Genomic DNA, 18956 nt, shown 5'->3' with positions numbered 1-18956 from the left:
CCTGGTGACCTGGTGCACGGACAACCTGTCCTGGCTGTTCGACGGGATCGGTTCGGCGATCGAGACGTCGGTCGACGGGCTGACGGACGTCCTGAACGTCCTGCCGCCGCTGGCGCTGACGCTGGTGCTGGCCCTGATCGCGCTGTCCATCAGCGGCTGGAAGCTGGGCCTGTTCACGATCCTCGGTTTCGCGCTGATCGACAGCATGGAGCTGTGGGAGGCCGCGATGGACTCGCTGGCCCTGGTGCTCGTGTCGGCGGTGGTGGCGACGGTGCTGTCGATACCGATCGGCATCGCGGCCGCGCGCAGCGATGTGGTGAGCCGGATCGTCCGGCCGATCCTCGACTTCATGCAGACGATGCCGGCGTTCGTCTACCTGATCCCGGCGATCTTCTTCTTCAGCATCGGCTCGGTGCCGGGCGTGGTGGCGACGGTGATCTTCGCGATGCCGCCCGGGGTGCGGCTGACCGAGCTCGGCATCCGCGGCGTCGACCCGGAGATGGTCGAGGCGGGCGAGGCGTTCGGCACGCCGCCGAACCGGATCCTGACCCGGATCCAGATCCCGCTCGCGATGCCGTCGATCATGGCGGGCGTCAACCAGTTGATCATGCTGTCGCTGTCGATGGTCGTCATCGCGGGCATGGTCGGCGCCGGCGGGCTCGGCGGCGAGGTGCTGGAGGGCATCAACCGGGTGGACGTCGCCAAGGGCTTCGAGGGCGGCATCGCCGTCGTCGTCCTGGCCATCTACCTGGACCGGCTCACCGGCGCCCTCGGCGAGGGCCCGAGCATGCTGCGCGCCCTGTTCGCCCGCGGCAAGAGCAGCCACGGCGCGGCCACCCCTTCGGTCGACGTCGCCGCCTGACGAGTTCGCCCCCCGCATCACCATGCAAGCCAACGAGAGGATGGGCATGCGCTTCAAGTTCAAGGGCCTGACGGTCGCGGCGTTGACGCTGACGATGGGCCTGAGCGCCGCCGCGTGCGGCGACTCCGGTTCCGGAGGCAAGAACGACAAGGAAATCACCATCGGCATGGTCTCGGGCTGGGCCGAAGGTGAGGCCGCCACGGCCCTCTGGAAGCGGCTCCTGACCGACAAGGGCTACAAGGTGGAGGTCAAGACCCTCGACACCGGACCGCTGTACGCGGGCATGTCGAAGGGCGATGTCGACCTGTTCGTGGACTCCTGGCTCCCGGGGACCCACGAGGACTACTGGAAGCAGTACGGCAAGAAGCTGGAGAAGGTCGGCGCCTGGTACGACGCGGCGCCGCTGACGATCGCCGTGCCGAACTACTCGCCGCTGCAGTCCCTGGAGGACCTGAAGGGCAAGGGCGGCCAGTACGACGGCAAGATCGTCGGTATCGAGAAGAGCTCGGGCCTGTACCGCGTCTCGCAGGAGGAGATGCTCCCCGCGTACGGCCTGAAGGACGAGTACAAGGTGACGACGTCCTCGACGGCGGCGATGCTGACCGAGCTGAAGAAGGCCATCGACGCCAAGAAGGACATCGTCGTCACGCTGTGGCGTCCCCACTGGGCGTACACGAAGTACCCCATCCGCGACCTGAAGGACCCGAAGGGCGCGATGGGCAAGCCGGACGGCATCTACACCGTCGCCCGCGAGGACTTCGGCAAGGACCAGCCGGATGTCACGAGCTGGCTGAAGAAGTTCAAGATGGACGACAAGCAGCTCGGCTCGCTTGAGGACCTGATGGAGAACAAGTACAAGGGCAAGCCCGACCAGGCCGTCGACGAGTGGCTGAAGTCGAACCAGAGCTACGCCACGTCGCTGACGAGCTGACCGGCCCGTACCGAAATCGGCGTCAGAGGGCCGTCCGGGGGACCGGACGGCCCTCTGCCGTTCCCGGGGCGGCCCGCTCCCCGGACGGTCAGCCCGCCAGGCCGACGCTGAACAGGACGGCCAGCAGACCCAGCCCCGTGGCGCAGAGCGTCATGATCCGCGGGTGGACGCTGTGCGCTTCGGGCAGGATCTCGGCCGCCGCCAGATACAGCAGGACGCCGGCGAAAAGCCCCAGGTAGGGCCCGAGGACCGCCTCCGGGACGGTGGCCAGCGTGCCGATCGCGGCCCCGGCGATCGGGGCGGCGGCGTCGGCGAGCAGCAGCAGGACGGCGGGGCGCCGGTCGCCGCGGTTCAGCGAGGCCGCGGTGAAGGTGTTGAACCCGTCGGCGAAGTCGTGGGTGACCACGGCGAGGGTCACGAAGATCCCGACGTCCGTCCCGGACTGGAAGCCGAGGCCGATGCTGAGGCCGTCCACCAGGCTGTGCGCGACGAGGGCGGACGCGGCGAGCAGCCCCGCGGAGCCGCTTCCGCGCGCGTGGGCGTGCGGCGCGTACTCGGCTTCGTGGGCGCGGTGGATGGCCACCGACTGCTCCACGACGTGCAGCAGCACGAATCCCGCCGCGAAGCCGATCATGGGGGCGGGGACGCCGAGCGGGCGGTGCCGGGTCATCTCCAGCGACTCGGGGATCAGGTCGAACGCGACGACGCCGAGCATCAGCCCGCCGGCGAGCCCGAGGACGAGGTGCCGGTGGTCGCGGACCCGCATCGCCGTGAGGCCGCCGGCGAGCGTCATCAGGAACGCGAGAACGGACACGAGCACGGCCATTCCGGTGTTCTACCAGGTGTACGTGCCCGCAACCTCATCGCCGTGAGGCGCCGTCCGCCCGGTGCGCACCCGTGCCACCGGGCGGGGCGCCGATCACTTGAACGCGTCGCCGTCGACCACGGTGCCGGCGGGCGGCCGCCGGACGTCCACCGGTTCCTCGTACGCGAGGTACTCGACGCCGTTGCCCGGGCCCCCGGTCAGCGCCAGCACGTACGGCTCCCCCTGCGTCGCCACCCGGATCGTCTCGCCGGGCGCCCGGGTCAGGCTCACGGCGGGTGTTCCGCCGGCCGTTCCGGTCTCGCCCTTCTTCCAGGTGCCCGGGGCCTTCAGGGCCTCGTTGAGGAGACCCGTCCGCTCGGTGAAGACGCCGATGTCCTTGAAGTCGGGAGTCTTGGTGGTCGTCTTGAGGTACTTGCCCGAGAGGAGCTGCACCGCGGCCTTCCCACCGATCGACTTCCAGAACGGGTCGTTGCCCTTCAGGTAGATGTCCCCGCCGATGCGGGTGATCTCGACACGCTGCCTCCCCGTCTGGAACCATCCGGTCGCCTTCGTCTTCCCCGCGTAGCGGAAGTCGATGGCGATCTTGTCCTTGCCGTCCTCGATCCGCCCGCGCATCCGCAGGTACCGCGCCGCGGTGGTCGCCTCGCGGGCGCGGCGCAGGATCTGGCCGGCCCGGAGCCGGGCCACCCCGTTGGCCGTCGCGGTGGCGGACACGCTCGGGGACGGCGCGGGCGCGGTCTTCGAAGCCGTCCCGGCCTCCTCGGCCGGCCCGCAGGCCGTGGCGAACACGAGTACAAGGACGAGTGCGGCCGGCGCGTGGGGCCGCGATAGGTGCTGAGCCATCCAGGTTCCCTCTCTTCCTGATTTCGGAAATCGGCCTCGATGTCCGAAAGGAGACTGCTCCCTGCCGTTGCCGAACCGCTGTCGTTATGCTGCGGTCACTGCGCCCGGGCTGCGGAACGACTGCGGTGGCGCCCGGGGGACGGTGAGCGGAGGTGGTCGCGCTGCCGGGCGAGGGACCCGCACTGCGCTTCGGGATCCTGGGCCGGCCCGCCGCCTGGCGGGACGGACGGGAGCTCGACCTGGGCCCGGGCAAGCAGCGGGCGGTCCTCACCGTCCTGCTGCTGACGCCGGGCCGGGCGGTGCCGACGGCGTCGATCGTCGAGGCGGTGTGGGGGGACGAGCCTCCCGACAACGGCGTGAACGTCGTCCAGAAGTACGTGGCCGGGCTGCGCCGCGTGCTGGAGCCCGATCGCTCGCCGCGCACCCCGGGGCGGCTGCTGACGTTGACCGGCGCGGGATACGCGCTGAACGTCCCGCCGGAGGGCCTGGACACCGAGGTCTTCCAGGAGCGGGTGGGGACGGCCGAGGCCGTGCGCGCGGGGGGCGATGCGGCACGGGCCGAGGTGTTGCTGCGCGAGGCGCTGGCCATGTGGCGCGGCCCTGCGCTCGCGGGGCTGAACGGCTCGTTCTTCGACGCGGCACGAGGGCGTCTGGAGGAGACCCGGGCGGCGGCACTGGAGGCGTGCGCCGAGGTCGGACTGGAGCTGGGGGAACACGCGCGGCTCGTGCCCGAACTGCTCCGGCTGGTCGGCGAGTTCCCGCTCCGGGAGGGGTTCCGCTGCCTGCTGATGCTGGCGCTCTACCGGTGCGGCCGGCAGGCGGAGGCCCTGGCGGCGTACCGGGACGCGCGCGACATCCTCTCCGCGGAGTTCGGCGTCGAGCCCGGTGAACGGCTCCGGGACCTGCACGTCGGCATTCTGCGCTCCGATCCGTCGCTGGCGGCGCCGGTCGCGCGGGAGCCGGCCGACGATCCGCCCGAGCCCGTGTTCGCGCCCCCCGACGACCTGCTCGCGCCCGCCGCGGGCATGATCCCCGCCGTCCCGCCCGCCCGGCCGATGCTCGCCGACGGCGCTCCCGCCGTCGATGTCGCGCCGGGCCATCACGTCACCGGCGCGGTCTGGACGCCGCCGGTCTGCCCATGCCAGGAGAGTGGAGAGTCGTCCCTCCACGGGAGACCGGCCGGGCGGCGGGTTCCGTGGCCGGTGCGGGCCGTCCTCATCTCCATCCCGGTGCTCAGCTTCGGGCTGGTGACGTGGGCGCTGGCCGCCTACTACGCGGCAAGGCGCCGGAGCTGGAGGCTCGCGCTGACGGCGGCGGGCTATCTGGCGCTGTCGGCCGTCTTCATCGGCGGCGCCACGAGCGGCGACCCCGACCAGAGCACGCCGTGGGACGGCCCCATCTTCGCCGCGCTGCTGGCCACGATGTTCGGTGGCGCCGTCCACCTCGCCCTGCTCACCTCCGACCCGCACCCGCTCCCGGAGCAGAGCGGCATGCCCGTCCTGGACGTCCGGCTGATCGAGCGGAGGGTCCGCAGGGAGCAGGCGCGGTCGCTGGCCGCGCACCACCCGTCGATCGCCCGCCGGCTCGGCGTCGGGCGCCCCGACCTGCCCCGCACGTTCGACGACGGCGGCCTGATCGACGTCAACTCGGCGCCCGAGCGGCTGCTCGCCTCGCTGCCGGGCCTGGACCCGTACCACGCGAAGCTGATCGTGCTGGCCCGGACGGCGCACGGCCCGCTCGCCGCCGTCGACGATCTCGCGACCCGGGAGATCCTGCCGTACCAGGCCCTGTACGCCCTGCGCGACGTGCTCATCGCCGTCCCGCCCGACCTGGGCACGGAATCGGACGCGGAGCAGGACACGCCACCCCTGGAACCGGGCGCCTGACCCCCTGGAAGCCGAAGGACCCCGGGTCACGGCCCGGGGTCCTTCGCCGTCCTGACGCGCCCTATTCGGCGGTGACGGGTTCCTTTTCGGGGGCGGTGCCTTCGCCCTTGATGGAGCGGATCAGGAGTTGGGAGACGTCCACGACCTCCAGCGATTCCTTGGCCGCGCCCTGGTTCTTCTTCTCGTTGATCGCATCGCCGAGCATCACCAGGCAGAACGGGCAGGCGGTGGAGACGGTGTCGGGGTCGGTCTGCAGGGCCTCGTCCACGCGCTCGGTGTTGATGCGCTTGCCGATGCGTTCTTCCATCCACATCCGGGCGCCGCCGGCGCCGCAGCAGAAACCGCGGTCCTTGTGCCGGTGCATCTCCTTCGTCTTCACCCCGGGGACGGTCGCCATGATGTCGCGCGGCTGCTTGTAGACCTTGTTGTGGCGGCCCAGGAAGCAGGGGTCGTGGTAGGTGATGTTCTCCTCGATCGGGGCGAGGGGGGTGAGCCTGCCCTCCTCGACCAGCTGCGCGAGCAGCTGGGTGTGGTGGACGACCTGATAGTTCCCGCCGATCTGCGGGTACTCGTTGGCCAGGGTGTTGAAGCAGTGCGGGCAGGTCGCGACGATCTTCGTCACGCCCGCGTCGTTCAACGTCTCGACGTTTTGCTGGCCGAGCATCTGGAAGACGAACTCCATGCCCAGGCGGCGGGCCGGGTCACCGGTGCACGCCTCCATCGGGCCCAGCACGGCGAACTTGACGCCCGCGATGTGCAGCAGCTCGGCGACGGCCTTGGTGGTCTTCTTGGCCCGGTCCTCCAGCGCGCCGGCGCAGCCGACCCAGAACAGGTACTCGGTGTCCTGCGAGACCTCGTCGTCGACGACCTCGACCTCAAAGTCCAGCTCCTGGACCCATTCCAGGCGCTTGGTCTCCGACATGCCCCACGGGTTGCCCTTGTTCTCCAGGTTCTTCAGCATCACGCCGGCCTCGGACGGGAACGAGGACTCGATCATGACCTGGAAGCGGCGCATGTCCAGGATGTGGTCGATGTGCTCGATGTCGACCGGGCACTGCTCGACGCAGGCGCCGCAGTTGGTGCACGACCACAGCACGTCGGGGTGGATGACGCCGCCCTCACCGACCAGCTCGGTGTCCACCTGCATGGCCAGCTTCTGGGCGTCGGTGAACTTCTCCCGCTGCTCTTGCGAGGCGGTGAAGTACGGCGCCTTGGCCAGCGCGTGGTCGCGCAGCTCCAGCACCAGCATCTTGGGCGACAGCGGCTTGCCGGTGTTCCAGGCCGGGCACTGGGACTGGCAGCGACCGCACTCGGTGCAGGTCGCCATGTCCAGCAGACCCTTCCAGGTGAAGTCCTCGATCTTGCCGCGGCCGAACACGTCGGTGTCGGGGTCGGCCTCCTCGAAGTCCAGCGGCTTGCCGCCCGACATCATCGGCTGCGCCGGGCCCAGACCGTCCGGCTGCCGCTTGAACATCACGTTCAGCGGGGCCAGGAAGATGTGCAGGTGCTTGGAGTGCACGACGAAGACCAGGAAGATCAACGCGACCGCGATGTGGGCCAGCAGCCCGACCGACTCCAAGACCTCCAGCGTGTCGTGGCTCAGCCCGTCGAACAGGTGCCCGACCAGGTAGGAGAAGTAGGCGCCCTGGCCGTAGGGGAGGTTGCCGCTGGCCCACTCCACCCCCCGGAACAAGAACATCGTCCAGATCACGTTGAAGATCATGAACAGCGTGATCCACGCGCCGGACAGGTGCGAACCGGAGAACCGCGACCCGCGGTCCAGCCGCTTGGGCGAGTTCTTGATCCGGATCGCGGTGAACGCGATCAGCCCGGCGGTGCACGCCAGCGCGATGGTGTCCTGAACGAAACCGATCGGCCCCCAGGTCTGCAAGCCGGGGATCTTGGCGTCCAGCCCGAACAGCAGCGCGACCGCCGCCTCCAGATACACGGTGATCAACAGGATGAACGCCCACATCACCGCCGCGTGCGAAACACCCGCCAGCGTCCATTTCAGCAGCTTGCGCTGCCCCAGCACCTCCACCGCCTGGCCCTCGACGGCCTTCCTGGGCGCGCGCCTGACCTGCAACGTCCGCTCGGGGTCGGGCTGGCCGCTGGTGGCGATCCCGTACAGGAACAGCACCCGCCGGCCGGCGAACGCCACAGCGACCGCCGTTCCGGCGAGCCCGATGACCAACGTGATCCAGAACACGGTTCCGTCCTCCTGGGTACGGCGATGGCAGTCAGAGTAGGGCTCGCGACAGACTGCTCTTCATCCGGGGCCCGAATACTACTCGGTAGTAGCTTATGTGGTCACATTCGCTGGTGAGAGTATCGATGAGTATCGGGCGGTCCACGAGTCCATACCATCAGGCGGGCCGCGTCCACCGGCGTCCCGCACACCGGCAAGGCGAAACGGAGGACTCCCATGACCCCGATGCCCGATCTCGCGCCCGCCACGCGCCGGATGGCCGCCCTGCTCGCGGGCGTCGGCGATTCCCAGCTCGACCAGCCGACGCCCTGTGCCGGAACCTCGCTCGGCGCGCTCATCGACCATGTGAACGGGCTGTCCCTCGCCTTCACCTGGGCCGCGTCGAAGAACTTCCCGGAAGGCCCGTCACAGCCGCCGTCCGCCGACGCGTCCAGCCTGCCCCCGGACTGGCGCACCCGCGTCCCCGAGCAACTCGACGCGCTGGCCGCCGCCTGGCGCGCCCCGGACGCGTGGCAGGGCATGACAGCTGCGGGCGGCGTCGACCTGCCGGGCGAGCAGGCCGGGCACGTCGCGATGAACGAACTGGTGGTGCACGGCTGGGACATCTCCCGCGCCAGCGGCCAGCCCTATGACATCGGCGAGGACGAGATCGAGGCGTGCCTCGCCTTCGTCGCCCCGGCCGTCGAGCAGAGCGGCGGCAAGGGCGTGCCGGGCCTGTTCGACGCCGCCGTCGACGTCCCGGAGGACGCGCCCCCGCTCGACCGCCTCATCGCCATGACCGGCCGCGACCCGTCCTGGACGGCGAAGCGGGGCTGACCCGGCGATCGCGATCCGGGCACGGGAGGTTTTACCTGCGCCATCTGGCCCTTGATGAGGCGTTTTGTGACGATTGTCGGAGAGGTTTATCGTGACCGGCGGCCCGGCACCCCCAGACGCGGCGGGAGCGCGATCTGAGGGGGAGGGTATGACCGAGACCACCGCGACACCTCAATGGCACGTCACCGGCGACTGGTTCGACGTCTGCAAATGCACCATCCCGTGCCCGTGCAGCTATGCGCAGGCCCCTACGTTCGGTGACTGTGACGGCGTGCTGGCGTGGCGAATCCGTGAAGGGCGGTACGGGGACGTCGCTCTGGACGGCCTCAACGTCCTGATGGTCAGCTCGTTCGTGGGGAACGTGTGGGGCGAGCACTCCGACGCGTACGCGGCCGTCTTCCTGGACGAGCGCGCCGACGACTCCCAGCGCGAGGCCCTCGGGAAGATCTTCGGCGGCGAGGCCGGAGGATGGCCCGCCCAACTGGTGGGGATGCTCGCTCCCGAAGTGCGGGGGATCGAGTTCTCGCCCATCACGATCTCCGTCGAGGACGACCTCGCCACCTGGAACGCGGAGGTCCCCGGCCGGGTCGTGGCGAGGGCCGAGGCGCTGACCGGCCCCACGACACCCGAGGGGGCACGGGTGCAGACCCTGAACCCCCCAGGTTGCGAGACCGGCCCCGGGCAGGTCGCCACCTGGGGCCGGGCGGTCGCCGACCAGGTCGACGCCTACGGCTTCACCTGGGACTGGGAGGGCCGCTCCAGCAAGCACATCCCGTTCGACTGGAGCGGACCGGAGTGAGGGCTCCGCCGGTCCCGGTGCCCCGGCGGCGGACCGGCGCCCGGCCCGCGCCCCACGAGCTCGTGTTCGTCGGGGTCCTCGTCGTCCTCTCCGCGATCGCGTGGCTGGCGGTCCATCACCTGGCCACACCGGACATGCGCGCCGGGATCCTGACCGGCGCCGCCCGTCCCGGAGACTCCATGGACGGGATGGACGCCATGCCGATGGACGAGTCCATGGGTGCGGGGCTGTTCCTCGGCACCTGGCTCGTGATGATGGCGGCGATGATGCTCCCGGCGGTCACACCGGTGATCGTGCGGATCGACCGGCTCGTGCGCCGCAGGGACGGGACGAGCATGACGGCGTACACGCTGGCGGCCGGCTACCTGCTCGTGTGGGCGGCCGCCGGGGCGGCGGCCTACGGCCTCTTCCTGGCCTTCCAGTCGGCCGTGACGGCCGGCGACTCCGCGGCCGCCGTGCGCACCGGCGCCGCCGTGCTGGTGCTCGCGGGCGTCTACCAGCTCACTCCGCTGAAGCGGGCGTGCCTGCGGCTGTGCCGCTCGCCGCTCGCCGTCGTCGTCCGGCACGGAGAGCGGATCACGGCCGGCCCGTCGGGCGCGCTGCTCGTCGGGGTCCACCACGGGGCATTCTGCCTGGGGTGCTGCTGGGCATTGATGGCCGTCCTGCTCGCCGCGGGGATGATGAGCCTGGTCTGGATGGGGGTCATTGCGGCGGTGATCCTGGTGGAGAAGGTCTGGCGGCACGGGGAACGGGTCAGCAGGCCGCTGGGCGCTGTGATGATCGCCCTCGGACTCGTCCTGCTCGCCGCCCCCAGCCTCGCGCCCACCTTGACCTAGTGGCCCTAGACCCTCTCGAAGACGGCCGCCAGGCCCTGGCCGCCGCCGATGCACATGGTCTCCAGGCCGTAGCGGACCTCGCGGCGGTGCATCTCGCGGGCGAGCGTCGCGAGGATGCGGGCCCCGGTCGCACCGACGGGGTGACCGAGGGAGATCCCGGATCCGTGCACGTTGACCCGGTCCCAGTCGTCGTCCTTGAGGCCCCATTCGCGGGTGACGGCGAGGACCTGCGCGGCGAACGCCTCGTTGAGCTCGATGAGGTCCATGTCGGCGAGCGTCAGCCCGGCGGCGTCCAGGGCCTTGGCGGTGGCCGGGACGGGCCCGATCCCCATCGTCTTGGGCGGCACGCCCGCGCGCCCCCACGAGACCAGCCGGACGAGCGGGCGCAGCCCCAGCTCGGCGGCGCGTTCCGGGGTCGTGACGACGCAGACGGCGGCGGCGTCGTTCTGCCCGCTGGCGTTGCCGGCGGTCACGGTGGCCTGGTCGTCGGTCTTCCCGAGGACGGGACGGAGCTTCGCCAGGCTCTCCACCGTGGTGCCGGGACGCGGGTGCTCGTCGGTGTCGACGACCGTGTCCCCCTTACGCGACCGGACGGTCACCGGGACGATCTCCTCGGCGAACACACCCGAACGCTGGGCGGCGACGGCGCGCTCGTGCGACCGGACGGTCAGTTCGTCCTGCTCCAGGCGCCCGATGCCGTACTCGCGGCGCAGGTTCTCCGCGGTCTCCAGCATCCCGCCGGGCACGGGGTATCTGTCACCGCCGGCGGTGACACGGCCCCGCGCGAGCGCGTCGTGCAGTTCGAGGGACGGCCCTCGGACGCCCCAGCGCGCCCGGGTGGTGTAGAAGGGGGCGCCGCTCATGCTCTCCGCGCCGCCCGCGATGATCACGTCGCTGACCCCGGTCTGGACCTGCATGGCCGCGTTCAGGACGGCCTGGAGCCCGGACCCGCACCGCCGGTCCAGCTGGGTGCCGCCGACGGTGACGGGCAGCCCGGCGTCCAGAGCGGCGACGCGTCCGATCGCGGGGGCGTCGGACGTGGGGTAGCAGTGCCCGAGGACCACCTCGTCGATCGCGTCGCCGGGCAGGCCGGTGCGCTCGACCAGGGCGCGGATGGCGGTGGCGGCGAGCTCGACGGGCGGGACGTCCTTGAGCGTCCCGCCGAACCGGCCGATGGGGGTACGCAGCGGCTCGCAGATCACCGCGTCGCGCATGGTGGGCTCCTCAGGCTGGGGTGCGGGCACCTCGCAGGTTACGACTCCGGTCCGGGAGGGCCGCGTCCGGGCTTCCGTCCAGCGGACGGTTGAATGCGTAGAGGCGGACCGAGCGAGGAGGCGACCGTGGACCAGTGGGCGCGGCGGGCGACGACGATCCGGGTGATCGGCACCGGGGCGATGGGGCGCGGGATCGCGCAGCTCGCAGCGGCGGGCGGGCTGACCGTGGAGCTGGCCGACATCCGGATGGAGGCCGTGGTGCAGGCGGCCGAGTACATCGGCGCCATGTTCGACAAGCTCGTCGCCAAAGGACGGATGACCGTCGAGGACGCGGAGGCGGCGAAGGGGCGGCTGCGGCCGGTCGGCGAGCCGCTCACCCCGTTCCAGGACTGCGATCTCGTCGTGGAGGCCGCCCGGGAGGACATGCAGACCAAGCGGGAGCTGTTCGCCTCCCTGGAGAAGGTCTGCCCTGAGCACACGATTCTGGTGACCAACACCAGTTCGCTGCCGATTACGGCGATCGCCGCCGCGCTGGAGGACCCGTCCAGGGTGGCGGGTCTTCATTTCTTCAACCCTGTGCCGTTGATGCGGCTGGTCGAGGTGATTCCGGGGGCGCGTACGGCGGAGTGGATCCCGGGTGCGCTGGCCGACCTCGTGAGGCGTCTCGGTCACGAACCCGTTCTCGCGCCGGACGCGCCTGGTTTCCTCGTCAACCACGCTGGGCGCGGCCTGGTGACAGAGGCCCTGCAGATCCTCTCCGAAGGGGCGGCGGAGCCCGTGGACATCGACCGCATCGCGCGGGACGTCCTGGGCCTGAAGATGGGCCCCTGCGAACTGCTCGACCTCACGGGCATGGATGTGTCGCACCCGGTGATGGAGTCCATCTGGACGGGCTTCTACACGGAGCCGCGGTTCCGTCCGTCCAGGATCGGACGGGCCCGTGTCGAGGCCGGGCTCCTCGGCCGCAAGACCGGCGAGGGCTTCTACAAGTACGTGGACGGGGTGAAGCAGGAGCCCGCCGAGGCCACCGCCCCGGACACCGATCTCCGGCCGGTCTGGTTCCAGGAGCCGCAGCATCGGGAGACGCTGGGTCTCCTGCTGTCCGAGGCGGGGGTGGAGGTCGAGGCGGGCGACGAGCCGTCCGGGCACGCCGTCCTGCTGGTCGACGCCACGGCGGACATGAGCGTCGCGGACCAGGTCGCCAACGGCCTTCCGGGTGAGAGGACCCTCGGGATCGACGGGTTCTTCGGGTTCTTCGGCCGGCTCACCCTCACCGTGCAGCCCGCGCTCGATCCGGACGCGGGCCGCGCGGCGCTCGCCGCCCTGCTCGCCACGGGACGGCCGGTGAGCGTCGTCCGGGACGCGCCCGTGGCCGTCGCGCCGCGGCTGCTGGCGTCGATCGTCAACGTGGGCTGCGGCATCGCCGAGCAGCGGCTGGCCGGTCCCGCGGACATCGACACCGCCGTCCGGCTCGGGCTCGGGTACCCGCGGGGCCCGCTGGAGTGGGGCGACCACGTCGGCGCCGAGCGGGTGCTCGACGTCCTGGAACAGATGTACGACGCGACCCGCGACCCGCGCTACCGGCCGAGCGGCTGGCTGACCGAACGGGTGGCGCTCGGTCTCCCCCTCACCGAGACCGGCACCGCCCCGTCCGACCTGCTCGCCTAGCGCCTCAGCCCGTCGGCTCGATGGGGTAGGCGGGAACCTTGTCGGTCCAGCCGTAGGACACGAGCGCGCTGTAGGAGAAGACCGTGCCGGGCTTGATGCCGCCCGAGGCCTTACCCGGCTTCACCATCACGGACTCCTGGGCGAGCAGCCGTCCCGTCGCCGGATCGATCACGAGCCGTTCGTCCACGACGGTGTCGCCCGTGCGGACCTGGCGGGCGACACCGTCGCCGCGCCGGCCGAGCGGATCGGTGACGGGGCCGAGGGAGCGGATACCGGGCGAGTCTGCGAGCAGCCGGTACATCGCGGCGCGCACCTCCGGCTTCACCGGTGCCGCACCGAGCTTCTGGGCGTTGCTCATCAGCCATTCGGCGGGGTCGACGCCGGGTACCTGCTTCAGCGCCCGGTCCAGGAAGCGCCGCAGGCTCTGCGGGTCGGCGGGCAGCCTCCGCACGTCCGGTGCCGTGGCGCCCTCCCAGTCGGCTAGCCGGAACGCCTCCCCGCCCTTGACCTTCCCCTTCGTCCAGGGTGTCGCGCCGCTCGTCGGTGATGGCGAGGGCGTCCCGCCCGGCTCGCTCGTCGGGGCGGGACCGATCACCGTGGGGCCGCCGGAGGGCGCGGGGCCGAGGTCGCGGCTGCTGACCTTGCGCTCGGCGACCCAGGCCTCCTTCCCCGGTCCGGCGTCCCAGAGGCCGATCTCGCGCACGGTGTAGGACTCGCGGCCGTTCGCGATCAGGTGGCCGCCCTCCCGGGTGACGGACGACCAGTACCGTCCGTGACCGACCGGGGCGCCCTCCGCCTTGGTGGCCGCCGCCAGCAGCACGGTGCGGGCCGAGACCGGGGACGCGGCGGGCCGGTCGGGCGCCCGGGGCGCGGTGCCGGACGACAGTACGACGACGCCCGCGGCCGCTGCGACCGCCGCGGCGAGCCCGAACCCGCCGAGGGCCAGCTTGGGCATCCGGACCATGCGCCGGGACGCGCGCCGGGGCGACTGGATCTCGCGCTCCAGGCGGGCCCGGCCGCGCGCCGCCGCGCCCTCGCCCGGCGGCTCGTCCAGCATCGTGGCGATCATCTGGAGTTCGTCCATAGTCAGGTTCCTTCCATGTCGAGCACGGCGCGCAGTTTTCTGCGCGCCCGGTTCAGGCGGGAGCCGACGGTCCCGTACGGGACGCCGAGCGCCTCGGCGACCTCGGCGTGGGTGAGGCCGCTGAGCGCGACGAGCAGCACCACGTCGCGGTCCTTGCGGGACAGCCCGCCGAGGGCGCGGGCGAGCCGCGGCTGCATTCCCTCGGCGGTCACCCGCGCGGCCACGCGGTCGTCGTGGCCGCCGGGGTCGCGGTCCGCGCCGATCTTGGCGAGCGCCTGGTAGCGGCGGGTCTCGGCGCGCCGGTGCTGGGCGATCAGGTTGGTCGCGATGCCGAACAGCCAGGGCCGGACGGTGCCGCGCGCCGGATCGAAGGCGCCGCGGCGGCGGAACGCGGCGAGGAACGTCTCGGCGACCACGTCGTCGGCGGTCTGCGGGCCGAGCCGTCCGGCGACGTAGCGGTGGACGTCGGCGAAGTGGCGGTCGTAGACGGCGGTGAAGCGGTCGCCGTCGCGGACGGACGACGCGAGCAGCGCCTCGTCGTCCGCCCGTCCGGTCTCGGTCGGGGCGGTCACTCGGCCGCCCCTTGTGCGGGGTCCGGCATTGGGCACCTCCGGGGGTTGGTCGTCATCCTTACTCCGCCGGTCCCCGGATCTGCTTTCACGCCGATTCGAGAACCTTCTCCGGCTCGGCGCCCCCGGCGGGGGTCGAGGGACCGCGCAGCACGAGGGCGGCGAAGAGGGCGGTGGCCAGCATGACGCCGGACGCCGCCAGGGAACTCACGGAGAGCGCGTCGACGAAGGCGTCCTTCGCGGCGTCCGCGAGGCCGGGGTCACCAGCCGCGAGGGCCTCGCCGAGGGAGTGGCGGGCGGCGGCGGGGGCGGAGTCCGGCAGGGCGCGGGCGTAGGCGGCGGAGACGACGCTGCCGAGGACGGCCACGCCGAGGGCGCTGCCGAGTTCCTGCCCGGCGTCGTTCACGGCGGAGCTCACCCCGGCCTCCTCGGGCGGGACGGCGGACATCAGCGTGGCGTAGGCGGCCGGGCTGCCGAGCCCGGCACCGAAGCCGACGACGACCAGGGCGATCGCCAGCACGGCGTAACCGTCGCGCGGGTCGGTCAGCCCGAGCACCGCGAGTCCGGCGCCGAGGGCGCCGAACCCGCCGACCAGGGCGGGACGGGCGCCGAACCGTGCCTCCAGCGAGGCGCCGAGGCCGTTGCCGGCGCCCGCCGCGACGGCGACGGGAAGCAGCGCGAGCCCGGCCTTGAGCGGGCCGTAGCCGAGGACGAGCTGGAGCAGCTGGGTCAGCGTGAACATCACCCCGGCCAGCGCGAAGCCGAACATCGCGATCATGGTGGCGGCGCCGGAGAACGCGCGGCGGCGCAGGAGGCCGAGGTCGAGCATCGGCTCAGGATTGCGGTGCTGCCAGAGGACGAACAGGCCGAGCGCGACGCAGCCGGCCGCGACCGCGGCCACGGTGCGGGCGTCCGTCCAGCCGTGCTGGGGGCCGGAGATGATCGCCCACACCAGCGCCGCCATCCCGGCCGTGGACAGCACGGCGCCCGGGACGTCCGGGCGGCGGCGCGGCCCCCGCGACTCCGGGACGAGGATCAGCAGGCCGGCGACGGCGACGGCCGTGACGGGCACGTTCACCAGGAAGACCGAGCCCCACCAGAAGTGCTCCAGCAGGAGTCCGCCGAGCGTCGGCCCGGCGGCGAGCCCGACCATGGACGTCGCGCCCCAGATGGCGAACGCCTTGGCCCGCTCGTCCGGCCCGAACACCTGCGCCATGATCGACAGCGTGCCGGGCATGAGGAGGGCGCCGCCCACGCCCATCAGCGCCCGCGTCGCGACGAGCTGGGCGGGGTTCGCGGCGAAGGCGGCGAGCAGCGACCCGGCGCCGAACAGGACGAAGCCGATCAGCATGGCGCGGCGGCGGCCGTGCCGGTCGCCGAGGCTGCCGGCGGTGATCAGCAGCCCGGCGAAGACCAGCGAGTAGGCGTCGATCACCCACTGGACGTCGGACGTGGTGGCGTCCAGATCCTTGAGCAGCGACGGGATCGCCACGTTGAGGATCGTGTTGTCGACCATCACGACGAAGAGGCTGAGGCACAGCACGCCGAGGATCTGCCAGCGCCGCGGATGCGGGTCCCGGTTCATCGGAGCGACCTTTCTCGTACAGTGTTCGAGTTGACTCGCACACTGTACGACTCTAATCGTACGGTGTTCAAGTCCCTGTACTCTGTACGAGAACGAGGAAGGGGCAGCGCGATGACCGAAGAGAAGAGGGCGGCGTCCGTCTGGGTGCGGCCCCCGCGAACGCGGCGCGCCCAGCCCGCCCTGACCCGGGCGCAGATCGTGGACGCCGCGCTCGAACTGCTCGACGCCGAGGGGCTGGACGGCCTCAGCATGCGCCGCCTGGGCACCCGGCTGAACTCCGGCGCCACCTCGGTGTACTGGCACGTCGCGAACAAGGACGAGCTGCTGGAGCTGGCCATCGACCGGGTGATGGCCGAGGTGGTGATCCCCCAAGGGGGCGACTGGCGGGACGCCGCGACCGGGTACGCGCGCAGCCTCCGCGCGATGATCCACCGGCACCCGTGGACGGTCACGCTGTTCGGCAGCCGTCCGATGATCGGCCCGAACGCCACCCGCGTCCTGGACGAGATCCTCGCCGCGTTCGGCACCGCCGGATTCACCGGCTTCGACCTCGAATACGCCTGGTCGGCCGTGGTCGACTACGTCATCGGCGCGGCCGGCAGCGAGGCGAGCTGGCACCGCCACCAGACCGGGACGACCGCCGCCGACCTGATCGACGGTCTCGCCCCGTACCTGGCCCGCCAGGACGAGGAGCGGCCCGGGCTAGCGGCCCACATCCGCGACATCTGGATGAAGGGGACCGGCGACGTCCTGGAGGGGCGCTTCGCGTTCGGCCTCGCCTGCGTCCTGGACGGCATCGAAGCCCGCAGGCCCTGAACGCGCGACGCCCCCGCCCGGACGGTGGGCGGGGGCATCGGCGGGGAGGCGGCGTTCACCACGGGATAACGGCAGCGCTCACCCCCGGCTCGGGAGGTCAGAAGGGCAGTTTCGCGGGCGGCTTCGGCTTGCTGTCCGTCCAGCCCGAGTCGCGCACCAGCCAGTAGTTGATGACGAAACCGGGTGACTGCGACTTGTAGGCGCCGCCCGGGCGGGTCAGCACCCTGCGGCTGCCGAGCATCTGACCGGTCTTCGGGTCGAAAAGGATCTCCTCCCGGGAGTCGTAGTCGCCCTGCTCGGCCGCGGGCGCGCCGAACTCCCCGTCGATCCGGGTGGGGGTATCGTCGGCGGCCAGCGCGACCCCATTGCGGCCCAGCGAGTCCGTCACCGATCCGATGGCCTTCACCCCCGGCTGCGCGGCGAGGGCCCGCATCAGCCCGGCCCGCACCGCGGGCGAGAGCGGCGCGCCCATCATCAGATCCTCGACGCGCATGACCTTCGCGCGGGCGAGTTCCGCCGGGGCGACGTTCGGAGGGTTCTCCTTCATCCGCCGCTGCATCTCCTGGACCTGTGCCCGCAGCACCTTGATGTTCTCCGCGCGCTTGGCCGCCGCGCGGGGGTCCTTCGGCGCAGGTTGTTTCTCCGCTTCCACCAGCTTTTCCTGGACGCCCTTCAGGGCAGGCCCATCCGTAGTCCCCTTCCTCATCGGAAGGTCTTTGAAGAACATCGCGGCGAGACTCGCGGGGTCGGTGGGGAGGTTCCGCAGCTTCTCGACCGTCATGTCCCCGAGGAAGGTGCCGCCGCCCTTCGGGTCCGGGTCGTCGATCTCCCACGAGGACGAGTGCTGGTCGTAGGTGTAGTAGTGGTCGTTGGACCACACGCGGAACTTCGACGGCGCGCCCGCCTTGCGCCACAGCTCCTCGTCCTTCGGCGTCAGCGGCCGCGACGGGATGTCCCGCCCGTAGAACGCCTCGCCCATGCCGCTCTTGGCGCCCGACCACTCGAACGTCTCGGAGTGCGCGCCGACGATCGCGTACGTACCGGTCTTCGGGCGCATGATGTACGACTGGCCCTGGATCTGGTCGGAGTACCAGTACTTGCCGGTCGGGATCAGCGCGGCCTTCTCCGCCGCCGCCAGCACCGCCTGCTTGTTCAGGTCGACGCTGGGCGGGGACTCCGGCGACCCTTGGCCGGTGGCCGCGATGGCGACGGCCGCGGCGGCTCCGGCCGCGCCCACGCCGAGGACCAGGGCCGTCCAGCGGGCCGGGCGGGCGATGCTGCGAACCGTGCGCTCCTGCACGGCCGCGAAGGCCCGGTCAAGGTCGCGTTCCCGGCGCGCCGGGTCGTCGGCCGGGTCCAGCTGCGGGGGTCGGGCCTCCGCCAGGCGGGTCAGCGCATCGCGGCTCATCGGGCGGCCTCTCTTCCTTTGGTGAGCACGGCTACGGGCACCGCGCGGTCGCCGGGGGCGCTCGGCCCCGCGGCCAGGGCCTGTTCCAGACGTCGCCGCGCGCGGTGCAGCCGCACGAAGAACGCGGCCTTCGAGCACCCGACGACCCTGGCCGCCTGGCCGGACGACAGCCCATGCCAGGCGATCAGCGTCAGCAGTTCGCGGTCGTCGCCGGACAGCGACGCCAGCGCCCGAAGCACCTCCGCCCGCTCGACGACGGACTCGCCGACGTCACCGGCGGCGGGTTCGCCCGACGCCCACGTCCGCAACTCCTTCTCCAGCGCCGCACGCCTGTCCCTGGCCCGGTAGGAGTCGCGGAGCACGTTGCGCGCGATTCCGAACAGCCAGGGGAGCGGCTCGTCCGGCAGGTCGCGCATCCGCCGCCAGGCGATGAGGAAGGTCTCACCGGCCACCTCTTCCGCGACCTGTTGCCCCGCCCGGCTCACGGCGTAGGCGTGGACGCGCCCGTAGTGCGCGTCGTACAGCGCCGTGAACCGGGCTTTGTCATCGGGATCCGACACGATCCGAGCCCTTCGTCCGGGTATGCCATCACCCATGGAGGTGG

At 71.8% G+C, this 18956-nt stretch carries 16 protein-coding genes and 1 pseudogene; 8 read left to right on the top strand and 9 right to left on the bottom strand.

Features of this window, described 5'->3' with window-relative positions:
• Nucleotides 1–109: 109 nt before the first annotated feature.
• Nucleotides 110–862, top strand: a pseudogene (locus ACQPZP_RS01770) (ABC transporter permease); the annotation flags it as partial.
• Between the two features lie 46 nt (nucleotides 863–908).
• Nucleotides 909–1793: a glycine betaine ABC transporter substrate-binding protein gene (locus ACQPZP_RS01765; RefSeq protein ID WP_433475857.1), complete on the top strand. Its 885-nt coding sequence runs from the start codon at nucleotides 909–911 to the stop codon at nucleotides 1791–1793.
• An 88-nt stretch (nucleotides 1794–1881) separates the two neighbouring features.
• Here ACQPZP_RS01765 and ACQPZP_RS01760 read toward each other — a convergent pair whose 3' ends face one another.
• On the bottom strand, nucleotides 1882–2619 hold the full coding sequence (locus ACQPZP_RS01760) for a ZIP family metal transporter (RefSeq protein ID WP_433465919.1): 738 nt from the start codon (nucleotides 2617–2619) through the stop codon (nucleotides 1882–1884).
• A gap of 93 nt (nucleotides 2620–2712) precedes the next feature.
• Nucleotides 2713–3462 (bottom strand): hypothetical protein, encoded by a 750-nt coding sequence (locus tag ACQPZP_RS01755; RefSeq protein ID WP_433475856.1) that lies wholly within the window; start codon nucleotides 3460–3462, stop codon nucleotides 2713–2715.
• 152 nt (nucleotides 3463–3614) lie between these two features.
• Here ACQPZP_RS01755 and ACQPZP_RS01750 point away from each other — a divergent pair, with 152 nt between their 5' ends.
• Nucleotides 3615–5348 (top strand): BTAD domain-containing putative transcriptional regulator, encoded by a 1734-nt coding sequence (locus ACQPZP_RS01750; protein WP_433475855.1) that lies wholly within the window; start codon nucleotides 3615–3617, stop codon nucleotides 5346–5348.
• Nucleotides 5349–5409: 61 nt separating this feature from the next.
• Here ACQPZP_RS01750 and ACQPZP_RS01745 read toward each other — a convergent pair whose 3' ends face one another.
• Nucleotides 5410–7557 (bottom strand): (Fe-S)-binding protein, encoded by a 2148-nt coding sequence (locus tag ACQPZP_RS01745; protein ID WP_433475854.1) that lies wholly within the window; start codon nucleotides 7555–7557, stop codon nucleotides 5410–5412.
• 216 nt (nucleotides 7558–7773) lie between these two features.
• On the opposite strand from ACQPZP_RS01745, the gene ACQPZP_RS01740 reads away from it, so the two are divergent.
• The 3 genes from ACQPZP_RS01740 to ACQPZP_RS01730 all read left to right on the top strand — a co-directional run bounded on the left by ACQPZP_RS01740 (nucleotide 7774) and on the right by ACQPZP_RS01730 (nucleotide 10008).
• Entirely contained in the window at nucleotides 7774–8373 is a 600-nt protein-coding gene (locus ACQPZP_RS01740) for a TIGR03086 family metal-binding protein (RefSeq protein WP_433475853.1), read from the top strand.
• Between the two features lie 148 nt (nucleotides 8374–8521).
• On the top strand, nucleotides 8522–9172 hold the full coding sequence (locus ACQPZP_RS01735) for a DUF1326 domain-containing protein (protein ID WP_433475852.1): 651 nt from the start codon (nucleotides 8522–8524) through the stop codon (nucleotides 9170–9172).
• Nucleotides 9169–10008 (top strand): DUF2182 domain-containing protein, encoded by an 840-nt coding sequence (locus ACQPZP_RS01730; protein ID WP_433475851.1) that lies wholly within the window; start codon nucleotides 9169–9171, stop codon nucleotides 10006–10008. Before ACQPZP_RS01735 ends, ACQPZP_RS01730 begins: the two co-directional genes overlap by 4 nt.
• Nucleotides 10009–10013: 5 nt before the next feature.
• Here ACQPZP_RS01730 and ACQPZP_RS01725 read toward each other — a convergent pair whose 3' ends face one another.
• Entirely contained in the window at nucleotides 10014–11222 is a 1209-nt protein-coding gene (locus tag ACQPZP_RS01725) for an acetyl-CoA C-acetyltransferase (RefSeq protein WP_433475850.1), read from the bottom strand.
• Nucleotides 11223–11348: 126 nt separating this feature from the next.
• On the opposite strand from ACQPZP_RS01725, the gene ACQPZP_RS01720 reads away from it, so the two are divergent.
• A complete protein-coding gene (locus ACQPZP_RS01720; protein WP_433475849.1) occupies nucleotides 11349–12890 on the top strand; it encodes a 3-hydroxyacyl-CoA dehydrogenase in 1542 nt (513 codons plus the stop codon).
• Nucleotides 12891–12894: 4 nt separating this feature from the next.
• On the opposite strand, the gene ACQPZP_RS01715 is transcribed toward ACQPZP_RS01720, so the two are convergent.
• From ACQPZP_RS01715 to ACQPZP_RS01705, 3 genes are all read right to left on the bottom strand, one after another.
• Nucleotides 12895–13974 (bottom strand): CU044_5270 family protein, encoded by a 1080-nt coding sequence (locus ACQPZP_RS01715; protein ID WP_433475848.1) that lies wholly within the window; start codon nucleotides 13972–13974, stop codon nucleotides 12895–12897.
• A gap of 2 nt (nucleotides 13975–13976) precedes the next feature.
• Entirely contained in the window at nucleotides 13977–14546 is a 570-nt protein-coding gene (locus ACQPZP_RS01710; protein WP_433475847.1) for an RNA polymerase sigma factor, read from the bottom strand.
• Between the two features lie 85 nt (nucleotides 14547–14631).
• Nucleotides 14632–16128 (bottom strand): MFS transporter, encoded by a 1497-nt coding sequence (locus tag ACQPZP_RS01705; RefSeq protein WP_433475846.1) that lies wholly within the window; start codon nucleotides 16126–16128, stop codon nucleotides 14632–14634.
• A 111-nt stretch (nucleotides 16129–16239) separates the two neighbouring features.
• On the opposite strand from ACQPZP_RS01705, the gene ACQPZP_RS01700 reads away from it, so the two are divergent.
• Complete coding sequence (locus ACQPZP_RS01700) at nucleotides 16240–16944, top strand: TetR/AcrR family transcriptional regulator C-terminal domain-containing protein (RefSeq protein WP_433475845.1); 705 nt, start codon at nucleotides 16240–16242, stop codon at nucleotides 16942–16944.
• A gap of 97 nt (nucleotides 16945–17041) precedes the next feature.
• Here the strand turns inward: ACQPZP_RS01700 and ACQPZP_RS01695 are convergent, their stop codons facing one another.
• On the bottom strand, nucleotides 17042–18352 hold the full coding sequence (locus ACQPZP_RS01695; RefSeq protein ID WP_433475844.1) for a hypothetical protein: 1311 nt from the start codon (nucleotides 18350–18352) through the stop codon (nucleotides 17042–17044).
• Nucleotides 18349–18912, bottom strand: coding sequence for an RNA polymerase sigma factor (locus ACQPZP_RS01690; RefSeq protein WP_433475843.1), 564 nt, complete (start codon nucleotides 18910–18912; stop codon nucleotides 18349–18351). Before ACQPZP_RS01690 ends, ACQPZP_RS01695 begins: the two co-directional genes overlap by 4 nt.
• Between the last annotated feature and the right edge of the window lie 44 nt (nucleotides 18913–18956).

Source organism: Spirillospora sp. CA-142024, from assembly GCF_050942325.1.
Lineage (GTDB): Bacteria > Actinomycetota > Actinomycetes > Streptosporangiales > Streptosporangiaceae > Spirillospora.
This window is presented reverse-complemented; position numbering and strand designations above follow the sequence as displayed.

Coding starts and splice junctions, on each gene's coding strand:
- ACQPZP_RS01705 (WP_433475846.1), bottom strand. CDS start 16,128: ATGAACCGGGACCCGCATCCGCGGCGCTGGCAGATCCTCGGCGTGCTG.
- ACQPZP_RS01765 (WP_433475857.1), top strand. CDS start 909: ATGCGCTTCAAGTTCAAGGGCCTGACGGTCGCGGCGTTGACGCTGACG.
- ACQPZP_RS01695 (WP_433475844.1), bottom strand. CDS start 18,352: ATGAGCCGCGATGCGCTGACCCGCCTGGCGGAGGCCCGACCCCCGCAG.
- ACQPZP_RS01760 (WP_433465919.1), bottom strand. CDS start 2,619: ATGGCCGTGCTCGTGTCCGTTCTCGCGTTCCTGATGACGCTCGCCGGC.
- ACQPZP_RS01715 (WP_433475848.1), bottom strand. CDS start 13,974: ATGGACGAACTCCAGATGATCGCCACGATGCTGGACGAGCCGCCGGGC.
- ACQPZP_RS01755 (WP_433475856.1), bottom strand. CDS start 3,462: ATGGCTCAGCACCTATCGCGGCCCCACGCGCCGGCCGCACTCGTCCTT.
- ACQPZP_RS01735 (WP_433475852.1), top strand. CDS start 8,522: ATGACCGAGACCACCGCGACACCTCAATGGCACGTCACCGGCGACTGG.
- ACQPZP_RS01700 (WP_433475845.1), top strand. CDS start 16,240: ATGACCGAAGAGAAGAGGGCGGCGTCCGTCTGGGTGCGGCCCCCGCGA.
- ACQPZP_RS01725 (WP_433475850.1), bottom strand. CDS start 11,222: ATGCGCGACGCGGTGATCTGCGAGCCGCTGCGTACCCCCATCGGCCGG.
- ACQPZP_RS01740 (WP_433475853.1), top strand. CDS start 7,774: ATGACCCCGATGCCCGATCTCGCGCCCGCCACGCGCCGGATGGCCGCC.